Consider the following 18,784-nt stretch of genomic DNA (forward strand, 5'->3'; position numbering starts at 1 on the left):
CCCGCGTGATCCGAGTTCTCATCGCCGACGACGAAACGCTCATGCGGGCCGGCATCCGGCTGATCCTGGAGAACGACCCCGAGATCACCGTGGTCGCCGAGGCGGGCGACGGCAGGCAGGCCGTCGAGCTGACCCTGAAGCACACGATCGACGTCGCGCTGCTCGACATCCGCATGCCGGGTGGGGACGGGCTCAAGGCCGCCGAGCAGATCGCGTCGAGGACCAACGTCGTCATGCTCACGACGTTCGGCGAGGACTCCTACGTCGCGCAGGCGCTGAAGGTCGGCGCGACCGGGTTCCTGCTCAAGGACACCCCGCCGCAGGAGCTGATCAACGCCGTCCGCAAGGCCGCGCGGGGCGAGCCGATCCTGGCCCCGCAGATCACCAAGCGCCTGATCGAGAAGCACCTGATCGCACCGGACGACGGCCCGGAGGCGCGCCGCAAGATCGACGCGCTCACCGAGACCGAGCGGGGCGTGCTCAAGCTCGTGGGCGAAGGGCTGTCCAACACCGAGATCGGCGAGCAGCTCTTCATGGCGACCGGCACGGTGAAGGCGCACATCAGCCGGATCCTGCCCAAGCTGGGGTGTTCCAACCGCGTGCAGGCCGCCATCGTCGCTCACGACGCCGGCCTCACCCGGTCGTGATCACTGCGTCGTGAAGCGGTCCAGTGCGCGGATCTTGTTGGTGGCGTCCAGGGCCGCGACCTTGTAGGCCTCGGACAGCGTCGGGTAGTTGAAGACCGTGTTGACCAGGTAGTCGACCGTGCCGCCGCAGCCCATCACGGCCTGGCCGATGTGCACGAGGTCCGTGGCGCCGGTGCCGAAGACGTGCACGCCGAGGATCTTGCGGTCCACAGTGGACACCAGCAGCTTCAGCATGCCGTACGCGTCGCCGACGATCTGGCCGCGTGCCAGCTCGCGGTAGCGGGAGATGCCGATCTCGTAGGGCACCGCGGACGACGTCAGCTCGGCCTCGGTGGCGCCGCAGTAGGAGATCTCGGGGATCGTGTAGATGCCGATCGGCTGCAGCGCGGTCAGTTCGTGCACCGCCTCGCCGAACGCGTGGTACGCGGCCAGCCTGCCCTGGTCCATCGACGTCGCGGCCAGTGCCGGGAAGCCGATGACGTCGCCGACGGCGTAGATGTGCTCGACCGGCGTGCGGTAGTGCTCGTCGACCGACAGGCGGCCGCGGTTGTCGGCTTCCAGACCCGCGGCGGCGAGGTCCAGCTTCTCGGTTGTGCCCTGCCGGCCCGCCGAGTACATGACGGCGGCGGCCGGGATGCGCTTGCCGGACGCCAGCGTCGTGATGGTGCCGCCCTTGGACACCTCGACGTTCACGACCTTCTCGCCGAAGCGGAACGTGACCGCCTGGTCGCGCAGGTGGAACTTCAGCGACTCGACGATCTCGGGGTCGCAGAAGTCCAGCATCTTCTCGCGCTGCTCCACGACCGTCACGCGCGTGCCCAGCGCGGCGAACATCGAGGCGTACTCGATGCCGATCACGCCCGCGCCGACGACCACGAGCGACGCCGGGATCTCCTTCAGCGCGAAGACCTCGTCGGAGTCGAGGATCCGCTCCTCGTCGAAGTCCACGACGGAGGGACGGGCCGGTGTCGTGCCGGTCGCGATGACGATGTACTCGCCGGTGATCGTGGTGTGGTCACCGCGGTGGCTGCCGTCGACGGCGACGGTGTGCTCGTCGAGGAAGCGGCCCCAGCCGTTGAGGAGTTCGATGCCGTTGCGGTGCAGCTGCGCGCGCACGACCTGGACCTCGCGGCCGATCACGTGCTGCGTGCGGGCCATCAGGTCGGTGATCGTGATGTCCTGCTTGACGCGGTAGCTGGCGCCGTACAGCTCGCGCTGGCTCATGCCCGTCAGGAACATGACGGCTTCGCGCAGCGTCTTCGACGGGATGGTGCCCGTGTTCGCGCAGACACCGCCGACCATCTCCTGCCGGTCGATGATCGCCACGCGCTTGCCCAGTTTCGCACCCGCGATCGCCGCCTTCTGGCCGCCAGGCCCAGAGCCGATGACGATCAGGTCGTAGTCGTACGGCGTCATGGTCGTCAGACTACTTCGACGGATGCGATTCCACTCCGGAACTCCGGAACGGCAGCAGATCCAGCAGGCGGCCGGTGGCCCGGTAGTCCGCGACCCGCTCGGCGAACGGCCGCTGCACGATCCTGTGCACGGCGTCCCTGCTCAGCCGCTCGTAGGCGGGCACCGTGTCGTTGCTCAGGAAGTCCCAGCGCGCCACCCGGTCCGCGTAGTTGAACGCGGGCAGCGGACCGCCTAACAACGGCCGGTACTGCGCCGGAGTCCTCCCACCGGGAACGGGCATCGGCCCGGCGACCGTGATCGCGTACGTGACCATCTCGCCGGGCGGCAGGAACCGCGCCCGCATCCGGTCGAACTGGTCGGCGATCACCAGGTTCTGCTCGCGCGACGAGAACTCCATGACGGCCTGCGCCGGGTCCGCCCACGCCGCCGTGGTGTCCGCGTCGATGATGCCCGCGTCGCGCAGTTCCTCCACGGCCTTGACGCCACCGTGCAGGTAAGCGGCGTGCATCGCACCCAAGTCCATGAAAATGTGCTTCTGCATGGACATCAGCATCGACGAGAACCAGCGCAGTTCCGGGACCGTGCCGAGGTCGAGCATGCCGGCGGCGAAAGCGGGCGCGCCGATGTTCGCGAAACCCATCCACCGCAACGTGTCCGGGTGAGTCAGGTAGAGCTTCGCGTAGAAGTCGTAGACGGCGAAGATCACCGCGCGGTTCGAGTCCGCGGAACGCTGCGGGTCCCATTCGGACAGGTTGACGCCCGCGTCCTCGGCGGCGCGCACGATCCAGTACTGCCACAGCAACGCCCTGAAGCGCGCCGGCGCGATGCCCTTGGCCCGGTATCCGGCCAGCGCCTGCTCGATCGCGGCACGGTCGGACGGCAGGTCGGGGTGCACTCCACCCCGCTGTTCGCCGTTTCCGTTCACCAGCGGCAGATCGAGATAATCCACCGTGTCCGCTTTGGTTGCACCCATGCTGCCGAGCACGAGCGCCGCCACGACCATGAGCACGCGCATGAACGCGAACTGTATCCGGATCAAGCACCCTTTCCGTTCACATGAGCACCCGGTCAAGTGATGTTTTGCGCTTTCGTTAGCACTTCCGGTACCGATGGGGCCATAAATCTCAACAGGGCTACTCCTTATGCCTATAACGTTTGGGCGTGACTCTTGAGGTTTCCTTGATCGAGGCGGTTCGAGCGGGACTCGAGGAGCGCGCGGATCCGGTGAAGGCACTGGAGATGCAGGCGTACATGAAGTCCGGGATGCCGTTCCTGGGCGTGCAGAAACCGGGACGGGTGGCACTGCTGAAGTCGCTGCCCCAGTTGCACGACCGGGACGTGTGGCTCGACGCGATCCGGATGTTGTGGCGCGAGGCGACCTATCGCGAGGAGCGCTACATCGCGTTGTCACTGAGCGGTGATCGCCGATTCCAGTCCGTTGATCTGCTGCCGTGGTTCGACGAGATGATCGTGACCGGCGCGTGGTGGGACTACGTCGACGAGATCGCGTCGAAAAGGGTCGGGCCGTTGCTGCGTTCGACGCCTGGCGTCGTGCGGCCGTTGATGCTGCGGTGGTCGGCCGACGCGGACAGGTGGCGCCGCCGGACGTCGGTGATCTGCCAGCTCGGGGCCAAGGGCGCGACCGACGTGGACCTGCTGACGGCGTGCGTCGACGCCAACGTGGACGATCCCGACTTCTTCCTGCGCAAGGGGATCGGGTGGGCGCTGCGGGAGTTCGCGAAGACCGAGCCTGGCTGGGTGCGCTCGTTCGTCGAGGCGCGGCCGGGGCTGTCGCCGTTGTCACGGCGCGAGGCCCTGAAACACCTCTAGTGGCGTGACCCGGAACGTCGGCTGGGTAATTCACGCTCAGCAGGACACCTCGCGGCGCCGCCCCCATACCCCCGTACATCCAGTACGAGGACGTGGGGGCGGCGCCGCGATGCGCCCGTCTGACCGCGAATTCGCCCGGCATCGTTCCGGGTCACGCCACTAGCGTGCGGACGTGGGTGCTGGGCCTGTCCGCGAGCGGCCGGCTAGCCGTGTTTCGCGCGGCCCGAGTAGGTGAGCGGGAAGACGAGCTCGGCGCACGCGGCCGGGACGTCGGCGGCGACCTCGACCCTCATGGCGACCTCGACCGCGCCTCCCGCGGGGATCTCCACGATGTCGGTGAGCGGCACGACCGTCAGCACGCCGGACGGGCAGCCCTCGACGCGCTGCTGCGTGCCGTCGAGCGGCTGACCGGGGACCGCCGACAGGCTCTCGACGATGATGACGACGGGGTTGGGGTTGGACAGCCGCACCTTGCGTTCGCCCACGGCACCCGGCGTGAGCTCCACGGGAGCGCCGGAGATGTCGTTGATCTCGAACGGCTTGAGCTGCTGCATGCCCGACTCGCCGCTGCTCACGGAGTACGCCATCGCGGGCAGTTTCGGCTCAGGCCACGTGAGGTGCATGGCCGCCACGACCGCGGCGCCGACCATGAGGATCGTCAAGGACACGGCGATCTCAAGGCGCGGACCCAGACTACGCATGGCGCAACTCTCCAGAGTTGTTGCTCCCAGGCGGTGGGTTCGCCTCTAGCTCCCCACCGGACCGGCGACCATACTCGCCCGGTGGTTCATCGCTTCGCCCCTCGGCCCTAGCGGGCCGCGCCGCCAATCTTGGAGAAGCTTCACGTACTGCGCAAGCGTCGGACGGGCGCCGATTTCCCCTTGTAATGCGGGACCTTTGGCACCTTGACAGCTACGCAGGGCTACCACCTGCTGATTTGATCCCAAATCCCGACGTGCAGGACTCAGCCGATCGAGCGAACTTTCGTGGGCAAATTTATCTGCGTGTGACTCGTGGACCAGCTGCGGACCGCGGTGTGGACTCCTGCGTGGCCCGGTGAACGCGACTCCGGACCTCTCCCTGTTGCCACAATACTGTGTACATAAAGTTACGCCGAACCGGCACCCGTCCAACGCGTGAGGCCCGGGATCCGCGAAGGATCCCGGGCCTCGACTCGGTCTGACCGATCAGGCGCGCAGAGCCGCACCCAGGCGCTCGCCGGCGGCGGCGACGGCGGCGTCGCGGGCCGCAGTCGCCTCCTCCACCGTCAGCGTGCGGTCCGGCGCGCGGAAGCGCAGGGAGTACGCGAGCGACTTCTTGCCCTCGCCCGCCTGCTCCCCCGTGTAGACGTCGAACAGGCGGATGTCCTCGAGCAGGTCGCCCGCGGACGCGCCCAGTACCTCGGACACCGACTGCACCGGCACGGACGCGTCGACGACCAGCGCGACGTCCAGCAGCACCGGCGGGTACGCCGACACCATCGGGGCCGGGCGGTGGTCGTCCAGCGGCAGCGCGTCGAGGTCGAGCTCGAACGCCACGGTCCGCTTGGGCAGGCCGAGCGCCTCGATCACCTTCGGGTGCAGCTCACCGGCGTGGCCGACGGGCCAGTCGCCCACCCGCAGCTCGGCGCAACGGCCGGGGTGCCACGGCAGCAGGTCCGACGCCACGACGCGCAGCTGCACGCCGTAGGCCTGAGCGGCGCGGCGGGCGGCCTCGACGGCGTCCGACCAGTCGGCGATGCGGCCCTTGCCCCACCAGCCGGCCAGTTCGCGGTGGCCCGTGAGCACACCGGCGACGTGCAGCGGCTGGTTCGGCAGCGCGGCCAGCAGCGAGGCCACCTCGGCCTCGGTCGGCCGGCGGTCCACGCCCAGCGACGGCACGGGGACCTGCTGGGCGCGCGGCAGCGTCACCTGGGCGATGTTGTAGAGCGAGACGTCCTTGGCACCACGGGCGAGGTTGCGTTGGAGGGTCTCCAAGAGACCCGGCAGCAACGTCGTCGCCAGGACGTTCTTGTCCGCCTCCAGCGGGTTCAGCACGCCGACCGTGTTGCGCCGGATGTCGTCCGCCGGCAGGCCGAAGGCGTCGAACACCGACGGGTCGATGAACGGGAACGGCTTGACCTCGACGAACCCGTCCTCGGCCAGCGTGCGCCACACCGTGCGGCGACGGCGCTGCTGCTCGGTCAGGCCGCGACCGGCGGGAGCGGGCGGCAGCACCGACGGAATCGTGTCGTAGCCCTCCAGGCGCAGCACCTCCTCCACCAGGTCGGCGGGCTGCACGAGGTCGGAACGCCACGTCGGCGGCACGGCCGTGACGATCGTCTGGCCCTCCTCCGAGGTGGTCACCGAGACCTGGCAGCCGATCTGGCCGAGACGGCGGGCCGTGACGCCCCGCGCGTACCGGACGCCGGCGATGCGGTCCGGCAGGTCGATCGGCATCGACACCGGCGCGGGCAGCGCGGGGGCGCCCACGTCTGTGCGGCCGGGCTTGATCTGGCCCTCGGCGTAGTGGTTGAGCAGCTTCGCGGCCCGCTCCAGCGCGACGGGCGCGAGAGCCGGGTCGACGGTGCGCTCGAAGCGCTTCGCGGCCTCGGACGGCAGCTTGTGCCGGCGGACCGTGCGCGCGATGGACGCCGGGTCCCAGTTCGCGGCTTCCAGCAGGATGTCCGAGGAGTTGTCGCCGACCTCGGTCGACGCACCGCCCATGACACCGGCCAGCGAGATCACGCCCGAGTCGTCGGCGATCACGATGTCGTCGGAGTCGAGCGCACGGACCTGGTCGTCCAGCGTCGTGAGCTTCTCGCCCGCCAGCGCACGGCGCACCGTCAGCGCGCCGGACAGGGACGCCGCGTCGAACGCGTGCAGCGGCTGGCCCAGTTCGAGCATCACGTAGTTCGTGACGTCGACCGGCAGCGAGATCGAGCGCATGCCCGCGAGCATCAGCCGGCGGCGCATCCACCACGGCGTCGGCGCCGTCGGGTCGACACCGGTGACGCGGCGCGCGACGAACCGCGAGCAGCCGGGACGGTCCTCGATGTGGACCGGCCACGCCTCGCCCTCGGGCTCGGGGATCTCGACCACGCCGGGGTCGCCGAACGGCACGTCGAGCGCGCAGGCGATCTCACGGGCGAGGCCGCGGACCGAGAACGCGTAGCCGCGGTCCGGGGTCGGCGCGAGCTCGATGACGCTGTCGTTCAGGCCGAGCAGCTCCAGCGCGTCGTCGCCGGGCTGCGCGGTGCCGGTGGGCAGCACGAGGATGCCGGAGTGGTCGTCGCCGATGCCGAGCTCGTCGGAGGCGCAGATCATGCCCTGCGACACGCGGCCGTACGTCTTGCGCTCGGAGATCGCGAAGCCACCCGGCAGCACGGCGCCGGGCAGCGCGACGACGACCGAGTCGCCCTCGACGAAGTTCGTGGCACCGCAGATGATCTGGTTGACCTGCTCGGGGCCGACCTCGACCTTGCAGTAGCGGATCGGCTTCTTGAACTCGGTGAGCTCCTCGATCTCGACGACGCGACCGGCGACGATCGGGCCGGTCACGGGACCGAGCGGGCTCACCTCCTCGACCTCGATGCCGATGCGGGTGAACGCCTCGGCGAGTTCGTCGGGGGTGGGGACCTCGTCGAAACCGAGGTGTTCGACCAGCCAGCTGACCGGGACGCGCATCCGGATCAGGCCTCCGTTCCGAAAGGCTGCGTGAAGCGGACGTCGCCCTCGACCATGTCGCGCATGTCGGGGAGGCCGTTGCGGAACTGCAGGGTGCGTTCCAGGCCCATGCCGAACGCGAAGCCGGAGTAGACGTCCGGGTCGACGCCGGTGGCGCGCAGCACGTTGGGGTTGACCATGCCGCAGCCGCCCCACTCGACCCAGCCGGCACCGCCCTTCTTCTCCGGGAACCAGACGTCGACCTCGGCCGACGGCTCGGTGAACGGGAAGAAGCTCGGGCGCAGGCGGGTCTTCGAGTCCTCGCCGAACATGGCGCGGGCGAACGCGTCGAGCGTGCCCTTGAGGTGGCCCATCGTCAGGCCCTTGTCGACCGCGAGGCCCTCGACCTGGTGGAACACCGGGGTGTGCGTCGCGTCGAGCTCGTCGGTGCGGAACGTGCGGCCGGGGCACACGACGTACACCGGCAGCTCGCGGTCCAGCAGCGTGCGGGCCTGGACGGGAGAGGTGTGCGTGCGCAGGACCAGCTGCGAGTCACCCGGCGCGATGTAGAACGTGTCCTGCATCGAGCGGGCCGGGTGGTCCTTGCCGAAGTTCAGCGCGTCGAAGTTGAACCACTCGGTCTCGAGCTCGGGGCCTTCGGCGATCTCGTAGCCCATGGCCACGAAGACGTCACCGATGCGCTCGGCGAGCGTGGTGATCGGGTGGCGCGCGCCGCGAGGGAAGCGGTCCCAGGGCAGCGTGACGTCGACGGACTCCTCGCGCAGGACCCGCTCGTCGCGCTCGACCTGGAGCACGGCGAAGCGCTCCTCGAACGCGGTCTTGATCGCGGACTGCGCCTCGTTCACCCGCTTGCCGGCCTCGGCCTTGGCCTTGGGGGGCAGGGCACCGATCTCGCGACGGGCCAGCAGCACGGGCGACCGGTCACCGAGGTGGCCGGGCTTGACCGCGGCGAGCGCCTCGAGGTCGGCTGCTCCGGCGAACGCCTCGCGCGCCTTCCGCACGGCCGCTTCGAGGTGCTCGGCCGACAGCGCCGCGACCTGCTTCGGGTCGTACGGGTCGTTGGCTCCGGACATGGTTTGTGGACAGCTCCCAGTTCGATGCACACGGGGGACTACTCGATAATCAACAGGCCGATCCTAGTCGGTGCCGTCTTGACCGCTCTGGGCGCTTCCGTTAAAGAGCGGCACCGGCCCCTCGATCGTCCCTAGGATGGGCGGCATCATGTCGCACACCTTCCGCGTCGACCTGCGCGGCATCATCGACCTGCTCAGCCACCACCTGTACAGCAGCCCGCGCGTCTACGTGCGGGAACTGCTGCAGAACGCCGTCGACGCGATCACGGCGAGGCGCGAGCTCGACCCGTCGTGCCCCGCCGAAGTCACGATCACCTGCGGGCCGGGGCTGACGATCACCGACACCGGCGTGGGGCTCACCGAGGACGAGGTCCACGAGCTGCTGTCCACGCTCGGCCGCACGTCCAAGAGGGATGACCTGGGGTTCGCCCGCGAAGGGTTCCTCGGCCAGTTCGGCGTCGGCATGCTGTCGTGCTTCCTGGTCGCCTCGTCCGTGACGGTGATCACGCGGTCCGCTCGCGGTGGTCCGGCGGTGCGGTGGGAGGCGGATTCGTCCGGCAACTACACCGTGTCCGAAGTAGACACTGCGGACGGTGTACCGGTCGGCACGACCGTCGAGCTGAGCGCGTCGCGGGGCAACGAGCACTGGCTCGAAGCCGACGTCGTGCGGCCGTTGGTGAGCGACTACGGCGATCTGCTGCCGGCCGTCGTGACGCTGGACGGTGCGGCGGTCACCCGTGGCGTGCGCCCGTGGGACAGCCTTGAAGACGGAGAGGACGCCGACCTTTCCGAGTACTGCGAGCAGGTCTTCGGGTTCAAGCCCTTCGAGGCGATCCCGATCGAGGTCGAGGCGGCGGGACTGACCGGTGTCGCGTTCGTGCTGCCGTCCGGTGTGCACCCCGGCACGCGCCAGACGCACCGGGTGTACCTGAAGCGGATGCTGGTCGGCGACAACGTCGAGGGCCTGCTGCCGGACTGGGCGTACTTCGTGCGGTGCGTGGTCGACGCGTCCGCGATCCGGCCCACGGCGTCACGCGAGTCGCTGTACCAGGACGAGATGCTGCTGGCGGTGCGCGAGGAGCTGGGCGAGCAGATCCGCGACTGGCTGATCCGGCTGGACGCGATCGAGCCGCGCCGGGCCGGTGAGCTGCTGGCCGCGCACCACCTGGGCATCAAGTCGCTGGCGCGCTCGGACGACGAGATGCTGCGGCTGGTCGAGCGGTGGCTGCCGTTCGAGACGACCGAGGGCGCGATCCCGTTGCGGCAGTTCAAGCGCAAGCACGGCGCGATCCTCTACATCCCGGACGTCGACGAGTTCCACCAGCTCGCGCCGGTCGCGGCCGCGCAGGGGCTGGGCCTCGTGAACGCGGGCTACGCCTACGACATGGAGCTGCTGAACCGGCTGAGCGCCCTGGACGGCCCTGCCGTCGCGCGCCGGGTCGCACCGTCGGAACTGCTGGCGGCGCTGGCCGATCCGGAACCGGGCATCGAGACGGCGCTGCGGCTGCGGCTCTCCGAGGGCGCGGCGGCGCTGGACCGGCACGACTGCGACGCGGTGATCCGCGACTTCGACCCGGTCTCGCTGCCCGCCCTGCTGATCACCAACGCGGAGCAGCAGCGCAAGCTCGACACCGAGCAGACGGCGGAGGAGGTGACGGACCCGTTGTGGGCGGAGCTGCTCGGGCAGCTGACCGCGGGCTCCAGTTCGTCGCGTCCCGAGCAGCTGGTCCTCAACTGCCGCAACCCGCTGGTGCAGCGGCTGGCCCGGCTGACCGACCCGGCCCTGGTGGAGCTGACGCTCGAATCTCTGTACGTGCACGCCGTCCTGCAGGCTCGGCGAGCGATGCGACCGAAGGACACGGCGGCGCTGAACCGCTCGTTCCTGGAACTGCTGGACCGCGCCGTTGGGGGCAAGTGAACATGGCCGACTTCACCGCCGAGGACGCGGAGCGCGCGTTCCTGGAGGCGTACAACATGCCCACGGGCATGCCGAAGCACGAGGCGCTGGAACGGGCCGCGCGCATGTCCGACGCGCTCGGGCACCTGCCGCTCGGCGTCTCGTGCCGCACGGCGCTGATCGACTCGGCGTACTACCTGTCGCGCTACGACCTGATGCTCGCGCCGTTCGCGTGGGTGCGGGCCGCCGAGGAGAAGGACCCCGAGGCGTTCAACGAGTACGAGGTCCACTCGCTGAACTGGGCGCACAAGTGGATCGCGACCGGGCTGCGCCGCGACCCGAAGTTCTCGCTGGAGCAGCTGCAGGCCGTGATCGGCCAGCTCGCGGACCGCTACGGCAAGCTCGGTTTCTCGGTGCAGCCGGTGCACGGCGCCCGTGCCGAGTACGCCTACCACGTCGGTGACATGACGGGCCTCGCCGAGCAGCTCGGCCGTTACCTCGCCACGGAACGCGGGCCGATGGCGGACTGCGAGGCCTGCGTGGTCGAGGAGCAGGTCTGGATGCTGGCGCGCCTCGGCCGCCACCAGGAGGCCGCCGCGCACGGCTGGGAGGGCCTGTCCGGTGACTCCGGCTGCGCCACGCAGCCGCAGGGCATCCTGTCCGCGCTGCTGTGGCCGTTGCTGGAGATCGGCGAACTCGAGAAGGCCGCGCACGCGCACACCACGGCGTACCGGTTGATCAAGGACGACGAGATCACCTCGTACGTGCACGAGCACATCCGGTTCTGCGCGCTGACGGGCAACCTCGCGCGCGGCGAGGACATCCTGCGCCGCTCGCTGCACAAGGTGACGGGCGTGCAGCTGCCGGCCGACGAGATGTCGTTCGCGGAGTGCGCTTCCGTGCTGCTGCAGCGCCTTCCGGCCGACACGGTGTTCGAGGTCCCCGCGGTCGGGTCGCGGACGGCCGCCGAGCTCCTCGACCGGCTGTCGAAGCGGGCTCTGCAGCTCGCGAAGCAGTTCGACGAGCGCAACGGCACGCCGGCGTGGCTCGAGCGGATCACGAACTCGCTGGAGCAGAAGGACTACCCGGCGGTGGAGCTCGCCGTGCCGGCCGCGCCGGTCTCCGCGCCCGCCGAGGAGTCCGTCGTGTTCGGCGACCCGGTGGAGATCGCCGAGTCGATGGTGACGCTGTACGAGCAGGGCGACTTCGTGAAGGCGCGGCGGATGCTCGACTCGCTGCCCGCGGACATGGACTCGTTGCTGCCGCCCGACCTCGCCGCGCACGCCGGCATCCGCCGGATGACGACCGGGCTCGTGCCGTTCGACCCGGCGGTGTTCGACGAGCTGCTGACGGCGTTGCCCGCCGACCTCGCGCTGCGCTACCAGGCGCGGCTCGCGATGGGGCTCCCGGACGGCCAGGCGCTCGCCGAGCGGTGCCTGGCCGAGGCGGCGACGGACTACACGCGAACGGTTGCGGCACTGTCGCTGGCCGAGCTGTACGACGACGCGCACGCGCACGAGCAGGCGAACGAGATGATCGCGCTGGCGTCCTCTTTGGACGTTCCGGAGCTGCGCGGCCGGGTCGCGGTCGAGACGGCCGAGCACAAGGCGCGGCAGCAGGACCTCGAAGGCGCGTACGCGGACGTCCTGGCTGTCATGGCGGGCGACATCCCGTTGAACGCCCGGTTCGAGGGCTACCGGCTGCGGTTGCGGCTGGAGACGTTGCTGCGCAAGGTTCCCGAGGCGGTGGCGACGGCGCGCGAGTTCGTGGCGGCGTTCCCGCTGCCGGAGTCCGCGGAGGCGCGCTGGTACCAGGTCGCGGCGATCCAGGAGCTGGACCAGGAGGGGGCCTGCCTGGGCGATCTGCGCGAGGCCGTGGCGATCTCCCGCGTGCACCTCTCCCCCGGCCACACCGCGCACTTCTGCTTCGCGCTGAGCGGCGGCTACGTGCAGACGGACCGGTTCGTCGAGGCCGCCGAGGTCCTGGAGGAGTCGTTGCGGCTGCTGCAGGAAGGCCAGGAGGACCTGCGGCTGCAGGTGGTGTTCCGGCTCGGCCAGGTGTGCCGCAAGCTGGGTGAGCTCCCGGCGGCCGAGCGCTACCTGCGCGAGGCGGCCGAACTGCTGCCACCCGAGGAGACGGGCCGCCGGGCGTTCCTGCTCGACGCGCTCGCCTCCGTGCAGGGCCAGCTGGACAAGCACGACGAGGCCATCGCGTCCTGGCGCGCCGGTGCCGCGTTGTGGCAGCAGGAGGGCAACCTCTCGGAGGCGATCGGCTCGCTGGTCGAGCTGGCGTCGAGCCTGCCCGACGACGAGATCACCGAGACCAGGGCGGCCGTGAACGACGCCGAGGCGTTGCTGCCGTCGCTGGACGAACCGGCGGAGATCACCCGGCGCCAGGCCGAGATCGCCGCGATCCGCGCGTGGGTGCACGGCCAGGCCGGTGAGTTCGCGCTGGCGATGAAGCAGTACCGCGACGCCGAGGCACTGGTGGTGTCGCTGGGCGACGAGGGCTGGCGGGTGTTCGTCGTGCTGAAGGCGGCGCACGTGCTGCTCATCGCGGACGACGCGGCGGGAGCGGAGGCCGAGGCACGCCGGGCGGCATCGCTGCTGCCCGACGACAACCAGGCCGGGAACGTGCTCTCGATGTTGTCGGAGGCGTTGCGGCGCCAGAACAAGCCGTCCGGCACCGATCCGCTGGTGCGCGAGCTGACCGCTCGGCTGGATTAGTTGCTGCTGTTCGAGGTCGCCTTCTCGTAGGCGACCTCGAACGCTTCCTCCGCGGGCACCTCGATGTGCGGCACCACTCCGACGCCTTCCCAGTTGGTGCCGGAGATCGGGTTGACGGCTCGGCCGTTCGGGATGGACGACTTGAGGTGCGGGCCGACCCGGTAGCGGTCGCCGGGGTGGGCGCCGCCCCTGGTGGTCTCGCCGATCAGCGTGGCGCGCTCGTTCTGCTGGAGGTTGTAGCTCAGTTCCTCCCCACCGGAGAACGTGCGGGCGCTGGTGAGGACGTAGACGGGCTTCGTGCCGCCGAACTTCGGGCCCGGCACGTGCGGCAGCGTCCAGAACTGGTGGGTGGAGTCTTCCGGGCGGTTGTAGATGTCGTTGAGGTGCACGGGTTCGTCGAACAGGTAGCTGCAGATCAACGCGACCGTGTGCGGGTCGCCACCGCGGTTCTCACGCAGGTCGAGGATCAACGCGTCCGTGTGCGCGATGAGGTTCATCGCGGCGACGTAGGCCGGCGTGGCGATCTCGGCGTCGTGCAGCAGGCGGATCTCGAGCAGGCCGACGTTGCCTTCGAGCCGCTCGACCTTGTAGACGCCGAACGCGTCGAGCTCGGCTTCCATCTTGTAGGCCACCGGGTCCCAGGCCGACTCCTGGCCGGTCTCGGGGACCTCCTCGGCGCTGTGGAGCAGGCGGAGGTGCTTGTCGCCGTTGACGCTCTGAAGGTCCGCGGTCACCCTGGCCGCGAACTCCTCATCGTCCACATCGGAGTAGGCACCCTCGTCGAGGCGAGCGCGGACGACCTTCGCGATCTCGTTGGCCGTGTCCGGGAAGACGTAGTAGGAGGCGAGCTGGGAGCACAGGATCTCGATCTCGGGTTCGCGCACGGGCGCACAGTAGCCGCGCGCCCGGCGTCCGTCAGCTCAATTCCGCTGGTCCCGCGCGGAGGCGTAGAGGCACACCGCGGCGGCCGTCGCGAGGTTCAGGCTCTCGGCGGCGCCGTACAGCGGCACCTTCAGCGAGGTGTCCAGCTTCGCGATGACGTCGTCGGGCAGGCCGTGAGCCTCGCTGCCGAAGACCCACGCGGTGGGCTGCTCCAGTTCGCCGTTCGCCGATGCCTCGACCAGGTCCTGCTTCGCGTAGCCGTCGGCGGCCACGAGCCTCAGCCCGGCCTGGCGGCAGGCGGCGAAGACCTCGTCCGCGTCGCGGGAACGAGCGATCGGCAGGTGGAAGAGCGAGCCGGTGGAGGCGCGCACGCACTTGCCGTTGTGCGGGTCGACCGTGTCGCCCGCGAAGATCACCGCGTCCGCTCCGGCCGCGTCGGCCACGCGCGTGACGGTGCCCGCGTTGCCGGGGTCGGAGACGCCGTGGAGCACGGCGACGAGGCGCGGCGTGCCCTGCAGGGCGGCTTCGAGCGACTGCGGGACCGCGTCGCACACGGCGACGATGCCCTGGGGCGTCACGGTTTCCGACAGCGACTCGGCGGCCTTGACGGTGACCTCGCTGATCCGGATGCCTCGCTCGGAGGCGCTCTGGAGCAGTTCGGTGTTCCGTTCCGCGGCCGGCGCGGTGACGAAGAGTTCGTGCACCTCGCCGCCCTGCCAGGCGAGTGCCTCGCGCACGGCCTGGGCGCCCTCGACGAGGAAGCGGCCTGCCTTGTCGCGGCCCTGGCGGCGGGTCAGGTGGCGAGCAGCAACGACCCGAGGTGTCCGTTCGGTGAACGGATCTGCCTCGGGTCGGTTGCTGTCGCGAGGGTGCTGGCTCAGGCCTGGTCCCCGGCAGGAGCGTTCACGTCGGCCGGGAGCGCCTTGCGGGCGATCTCGACGAGCGCCGTGAAGGCGGTGGCGTCGTGGACGGCGAGGTCCGCGAGGATCTTGCGGTCGACCTCGACACCGCCCAGGCGCAGGCCCTGGATGAGGCGGTTGTAGGTCATGCCGTTCGCACGGGAGGCAGCGTTGATGCGCTGGATCCACAGCTTGCGGAAGTCGCCCTTGCGCGCACGGCGGTCGCGGTACGCGTAGTTGAGCGAGTGGAGCACCTGCTCCTTGGCCTTGCGGTACAGCCTCGAGCGCTGGCCGCGGTAACCGCTGGCCAGTTCGAGAACGGTACGACGCTTCTTCTGGGCGTTTACAGCCCGCTTGACGCGTGCCACGGGTACATCCTGTCGATCTCATGGGGAACCGGAGTTCGCCGGAATGTTCGGCGCTAACGGTTCCCGAGTTAGCTAAGGGGTGTCGAAGCGGGTCAGAGACCGAGCAGCTTCTTGATGCGCGGGGCGTCGTTGTCCGACACGACCGCGGTGCCGCTCATGCGACGCGTCACCTTGCTGGACTTCTTCTCCAGGATGTGGCGCTTGCCGGCCTTCTCCCGGAGGATCTTGCCGCTGCCCGTGACCTTGAAGCGCTTCGAGGTCCCGCTGTGCGTCTTGTTCTTCGGCATTTCCGTCCTCGTCTCGTGCTACCCACCGGGATCGGGGGCGGGCGTGCGTTCCTACGCCTCTTCCGAAGCGGTGTCGGCCGCCTCGGTCGCGTCGTCGTCCTGCTTGACCACGCGCGGCTTGATGTTCTTGTGCGGCGCCAACACCATGATCATGTTGCGGCCGTCCTGCTTCGGGTTCGACTCGACGAAGCCGAGCTCCGCGACGTCCTCCGCCAGCTTCTGCAGAAGCCTGTACCCGAGTTCGGGGCGCGACTGCTCGCGACCGCGGAACATGATGGTCACCTTGACCTTGTTCCCGTGCGAGAGGAAGCGGGCCACGTGGCCCTTCTTCGTCAGGTAGTCGTGCGGGTCGATCTTCGGGCGGAGCTTCTGCTCCTTGATGACCGTCAGCTGCTGGTTCCGACGCGACTCGCGAGCCTTCTGCGCGGTCTCGTACTTGAACTTGCCGTAGTCCATGAGCTTGCAGACCGGCGGGCGAGCCTGAGCGGCGACCTCGACGAGGTCGAGATCCGCTTCCTGCGCGAGTCGGAGCGCGTCCTCGATGCGAACGATCCCGACCTGCTCACCATTCGGCCCGACCAGACGAACTTCCGGCACCCGGATGCGGTCGTTGATGCGCGGCTCGGTGCTGACGGGTGCACCGCGGTTCGAGGGACTTGTCATTCACGTCCTTTGAGACTCGGTTGCGCCAAAAACAAGAGCCCCGTCACCGTCTCCCGGTGAAGGGGCCCGCTTCCGACCGATCGCACCTCAGAACAACCAGCACCCGTGTGCCTGTCGCCTGGAGGACCGGACCCGGCCACCTCAAGAAGCGGTGAACGCGGGTGGGAGCGGGGCTCCACTTGCCGCTCTCGCACTAACGAGAGCTGGTCGCGTCCGAAATACTAGCAGACACTCTTGTCAACCCCCGAATCGCGGCCCTGTGACGCAGGCCCTCCCCGGCGGCTTGCTTGAATGGGGCGTGACCGATCCGCTTGAAGACAGCATCCGTGACCTGGGCGATGTCCCCAGCATCGAGGTGATCAGCCGGGCCGCGGTGATGCTGCTGTCCGCCGCCGCGGAGCGCCTGGGCCTCGCCGACCCGGACCCGGACAACTCCCCGCGCCGCGACCTCGACGAGGCCCGCCGCCTGATCACCGGCCTCGCCGGCCTGGTCACGGCGACCTCCGAGTACCTCGGCCCGCACGCCGCCCCGCTGAAGGACGGCCTGCAGTCTGTGCAGCGCGCGTTCCGCGAGGCCTCGGCCGTGCCCGACGAGCCCGGCCAGGGCCCCGGCGAGAAGTTCACCGGTCCCGTCTACTGATCCGCCCGCACGACGACCGGCTCCCACGGCTCCGCCCTGACCTGGAAGACCGCACTGGACCGTTGCCCGGTGGCGGCCCGGAAGGTGATGGCGGAGCCGTTGTGGAGCGGCCCGAGCTCGAGGTGCTCGGCGGGCGGTTCGTCGTACTGCGAGAGCCCGAGCACCCGTGACCCCGGCACCACCGACACGGTGAGCTGCTCGATGACGGCGGGCCCGCCGAAGTAGCTGAGCCGGAACTCGTCCGGCGCGCCGGGCGTGATCGCGAACGTGGGCATCCCCCGCTTGCTGCGCTCGACCGCGATGAGCTCGGTGATCTCGTTGATCTGCGCCGTCGCCTGCTGCGCGGTGAACTGCGCCTCGTCCGCCAGCATCCGCGAAGCCGAGGCCTCCTCGGCGGCCTTCCCCACGGCCTCCTCGGCCTTCATCGCCGCCTTCTTGGCCTCCTCGGCGGCGTTCTTGGCCTGGAACGCACTGGCCGTGGCCTGCTCGACGGCCTTGCGCGCGGCCTGCGCCTCCTCCTGGGCCCTGCCCGCGGCGTTCTGCGCCTCTTGCGCGGCCGTCTGCGCGTGCTTGGCCTCGCGCGCCTGCCACAAGGCGACGGCCAAAGCGCACATCGCCACCACCGCGGCGATCACAGCGATCGCGATCACGCCTTCACCCCCACCGAGGCCAGCTGACGCCGCGCCAGCTCGTCGATCACGTCCGTGTCCCCCGTCCGCCACGCCACGGCGGGGTCACCGTCGAACTTGCTCAACTGCCGGGGGCTGAGGCTTGTGAGCGCTCTCAGGGCCAGCAGGTCGGGCTTGTCGCGCAGCCGCGCGGTGTCGGCCGCCTTGCGGGCGTACCTCAGGCGGACCGGCAGCCAGGTGATGAGCAGGAACAGGACCGGGATGACAACGATGGCGGTGGCGAGCCAGAAAGCACTGTCCTGGACCACGCTGATCTGCGCGTTGCCCGCGCTGGTCAGGGTTTCGCCGGCTTTGGTGCCGTTGCCCAGCGCGCCCGCCAGGTCCTCGCCCACGAAGGGCACGCCCCTGGCTTTGGCTGCCGCGTTGGTGAAGACGTCGCGGATGTCGCCGCCCGCGTTGACCAGGCCGTCTCCCGGGGCCCTGAGTTCCAGGACCCAGTCGTGGACGGTGGTGGCCACCCAGATCCAGGTGGCCACCCATGCCACGGCTAGCAGGTCGGCGATCAGCTGACGCGTGAACCTTGCCGGTCTGTCCGCGTACCACTTCATGTGGCGGATGGTGTCACGTGACCGTTCAGGCGTCGATGATCAAGTGGCGGACGCCGCGCGTCCGGCGACTCGATCATCAATCACTCGCCTCCAGCCACTGGCGGATAGCCCACTCAACCTCGGTCGGCGACAAACATCGAAATTGGTTCTTCGGTGTCGCAGTAGATGACGAACCCCGCTTCCGGATCATCGACGAACTCCGTGGCGCACAACCCCAGCGTCAGCGTGGGGCGAGGCAACCAGCCCGCATCCCTTGCGGGTTCGTGCTTCTTCACCGACAGGACTGTGGCCTCGAATTCGGGAATGGACAGCTCCACCGTGTCCCCGGTTTTCAGATCCGAAGGATCACTCCCGAAGCGCCACGGCGTGTTGAGCCACTCTGGGCTTTCGGAATCCCTGGAGAACGCCACCGTCCCGTTCCACGCGAACTGCGACTCCGGGTCCTTCGTCTTCCACGGCCACACGAGGTAGACGTGATAGGCCGAGACCTCGGCCACGGTCGTGGAGACCACCGGGCTCGACAACACGACCACATCGCCGTCGTCGACCTCGGG

Annotated in this window: 18 protein-coding genes; 5 read left to right on the forward strand and 13 right to left on the reverse strand. The window is 69.5% G+C overall.

The annotated features are described in order from the left end of the window. Positions 1–5: 5 nt before the first annotated feature. Positions 6–647: a response regulator gene (locus tag DFR72_RS19810; RefSeq protein WP_090067938.1), complete on the forward strand. Its 642-nt coding sequence runs from the start codon at positions 6–8 to the stop codon at positions 645–647. On the opposite strand, the gene sthA is transcribed toward DFR72_RS19810, so the two are convergent. After that, positions 648–2,063, reverse strand: a complete 1,416-nt coding sequence (gene sthA / locus DFR72_RS19815) for a Si-specific NAD(P)(+) transhydrogenase (RefSeq protein WP_090067935.1) — start codon at positions 2,061–2,063, stop codon at positions 648–650. 10 nt (positions 2,064–2,073) lie between these two features. Then, entirely contained in the window at positions 2,074–3,078 is a 1,005-nt protein-coding gene (locus DFR72_RS19820) for a hypothetical protein (protein ID WP_143086820.1), read from the reverse strand. Between the two features lie 146 nt (positions 3,079–3,224). Here DFR72_RS19820 and DFR72_RS19825 point away from each other — a divergent pair, with 146 nt between their 5' ends. Then, complete coding sequence (locus DFR72_RS19825; RefSeq protein ID WP_090067931.1) at positions 3,225–3,893, forward strand: DNA alkylation repair protein; 669 nt, start codon at positions 3,225–3,227, stop codon at positions 3,891–3,893. Positions 3,894–4,096: 203 nt separating this feature from the next. Here the strand turns inward: DFR72_RS19825 and DFR72_RS19830 are convergent, their stop codons facing one another. The 3 genes from DFR72_RS19830 to pheS form a co-directional block, all read right to left on the reverse strand. After that, on the reverse strand, positions 4,097–4,594 hold the full coding sequence (locus DFR72_RS19830) for a hypothetical protein (protein WP_090067929.1): 498 nt from the start codon (positions 4,592–4,594) through the stop codon (positions 4,097–4,099). 486 nt (positions 4,595–5,080) lie between these two features. After that, the gene (pheT, locus tag DFR72_RS19835) at positions 5,081–7,558 is read right to left on the reverse strand and encodes a phenylalanine--tRNA ligase subunit beta (protein WP_090067927.1); all 2,478 of its coding nucleotides are present in this window, start codon (positions 7,556–7,558) and stop codon (positions 5,081–5,083) included. 5 nt (positions 7,559–7,563) lie between these two features. After that, a complete protein-coding gene (gene pheS, locus DFR72_RS19840; RefSeq protein WP_090067925.1) occupies positions 7,564–8,631 on the reverse strand; it encodes a phenylalanine--tRNA ligase subunit alpha in 1,068 nt (355 codons plus the stop codon). 136 nt (positions 8,632–8,767) lie between these two features. On the opposite strand from pheS, the gene DFR72_RS19845 reads away from it, so the two are divergent. Next, positions 8,768–10,549: an HSP90 family protein gene (locus DFR72_RS19845; protein WP_245983204.1), complete on the forward strand. Its 1,782-nt coding sequence runs from the start codon at positions 8,768–8,770 to the stop codon at positions 10,547–10,549. A gap of 2 nt (positions 10,550–10,551) precedes the next feature. Further along, a complete protein-coding gene (locus DFR72_RS19850) occupies positions 10,552–13,254 on the forward strand; it encodes a hypothetical protein (RefSeq protein WP_090067923.1) in 2,703 nt (900 codons plus the stop codon). Here the strand turns inward: DFR72_RS19850 and DFR72_RS19855 are convergent. From DFR72_RS19855 to infC, 5 genes are all read right to left on the reverse strand, one after another. Continuing rightward, on the reverse strand, positions 13,251–14,138 hold the full coding sequence (locus DFR72_RS19855; RefSeq protein WP_090067922.1) for a S41 family peptidase: 888 nt from the start codon (positions 14,136–14,138) through the stop codon (positions 13,251–13,253). The genes DFR72_RS19850 and DFR72_RS19855 overlap by 4 nt on opposite strands. A gap of 36 nt (positions 14,139–14,174) precedes the next feature. After that, the gene (locus DFR72_RS19860; protein ID WP_090068041.1) at positions 14,175–15,017 is read right to left on the reverse strand and encodes a TrmH family RNA methyltransferase; all 843 of its coding nucleotides are present in this window, start codon (positions 15,015–15,017) and stop codon (positions 14,175–14,177) included. Then, positions 15,014–15,403, reverse strand: a complete 390-nt coding sequence (gene rplT / locus DFR72_RS19865) for a 50S ribosomal protein L20 (protein ID WP_090067920.1) — start codon at positions 15,401–15,403, stop codon at positions 15,014–15,016. The genes DFR72_RS19860 and rplT overlap by 4 nt, the downstream gene beginning before the upstream one ends. Positions 15,404–15,495: 92 nt before the next feature. Continuing rightward, positions 15,496–15,690, reverse strand: a complete 195-nt coding sequence (gene rpmI / locus DFR72_RS19870; protein WP_089950337.1) for a 50S ribosomal protein L35 — start codon at positions 15,688–15,690, stop codon at positions 15,496–15,498. A 51-nt stretch (positions 15,691–15,741) separates the two neighbouring features. Beyond that, positions 15,742–16,353: a translation initiation factor IF-3 gene (gene infC / locus DFR72_RS19875; RefSeq protein WP_090067918.1), complete on the reverse strand. Its 612-nt coding sequence runs from the start codon at positions 16,351–16,353 to the stop codon at positions 15,742–15,744. A 298-nt stretch (positions 16,354–16,651) separates the two neighbouring features. On the opposite strand from infC, the gene DFR72_RS19880 reads away from it, so the two are divergent. Next, the gene (locus DFR72_RS19880) at positions 16,652–16,993 is read left to right on the forward strand and encodes a DUF1844 domain-containing protein (RefSeq protein ID WP_090067916.1); all 342 of its coding nucleotides are present in this window, start codon (positions 16,652–16,654) and stop codon (positions 16,991–16,993) included. Here the strand turns inward: DFR72_RS19880 and DFR72_RS19885 are convergent. From DFR72_RS19885 to DFR72_RS19895, 3 genes are all read right to left on the reverse strand, one after another. Next, positions 16,987–17,643, reverse strand: a complete 657-nt coding sequence (locus tag DFR72_RS19885) for a hypothetical protein (protein ID WP_090067914.1) — start codon at positions 17,641–17,643, stop codon at positions 16,987–16,989. The two genes, DFR72_RS19880 and DFR72_RS19885, sit on opposite strands and share 7 nt — an antisense overlap. After that, positions 17,640–18,230: a hypothetical protein gene (locus DFR72_RS19890; RefSeq protein WP_090067913.1), complete on the reverse strand. Its 591-nt coding sequence runs from the start codon at positions 18,228–18,230 to the stop codon at positions 17,640–17,642. Before DFR72_RS19890 ends, DFR72_RS19885 begins: the two co-directional genes overlap by 4 nt. A gap of 113 nt (positions 18,231–18,343) precedes the next feature. Beyond that, complete coding sequence (locus DFR72_RS19895) at positions 18,344–18,763, reverse strand: hypothetical protein (protein WP_143086819.1); 420 nt, start codon at positions 18,761–18,763, stop codon at positions 18,344–18,346. Positions 18,764–18,784 lie beyond the last annotated feature (21 nt).

The sequence above is a fragment of the Lentzea flaviverrucosa genome, assembly GCF_003350445.1.
In the GTDB taxonomy this organism is placed as follows: Bacteria; Actinomycetota; Actinomycetes; order Mycobacteriales; family Pseudonocardiaceae; genus Lentzea; species Lentzea californiensis.

Bases quoted from the DNA above. Each gene is read 5' to 3' on its own strand.
- DFR72_RS19850 (WP_090067923.1), top strand. From the start codon at position 10,552: ATGGCCGACTTCACCGCCGAGGACGCGGAGCGCGCGTTCCTGGAGGCG.
- DFR72_RS19830 (WP_090067929.1), bottom strand. From the start codon at position 4,594: ATGCGTAGTCTGGGTCCGCGCCTTGAGATCGCCGTGTCCTTGACGATC.
- DFR72_RS19820 (WP_143086820.1), bottom strand. From the start codon at position 3,078: ATGCGCGTGCTCATGGTCGTGGCGGCGCTCGTGCTCGGCAGCATGGGT.
- infC (WP_090067918.1), bottom strand. From the start codon at position 16,353: ATGACAAGTCCCTCGAACCGCGGTGCACCCGTCAGCACCGAGCCGCGC.
- DFR72_RS19845 (WP_245983204.1), top strand. From the start codon at position 8,768: ATGGGCGGCATCATGTCGCACACCTTCCGCGTCGACCTGCGCGGCATC.
- pheS (WP_090067925.1), bottom strand. From the start codon at position 8,631: ATGTCCGGAGCCAACGACCCGTACGACCCGAAGCAGGTCGCGGCGCTG.
- pheT (WP_090067927.1), bottom strand. From the start codon at position 7,558: ATGCGCGTCCCGGTCAGCTGGCTGGTCGAACACCTCGGTTTCGACGAG.
- DFR72_RS19890 (WP_090067913.1), bottom strand. From the start codon at position 18,230: ATGAAGTGGTACGCGGACAGACCGGCAAGGTTCACGCGTCAGCTGATC.
- sthA (WP_090067935.1), bottom strand. From the start codon at position 2,063: ATGACGCCGTACGACTACGACCTGATCGTCATCGGCTCTGGGCCTGGC.
- rpmI (WP_089950337.1), bottom strand. From the start codon at position 15,690: ATGCCGAAGAACAAGACGCACAGCGGGACCTCGAAGCGCTTCAAGGTC.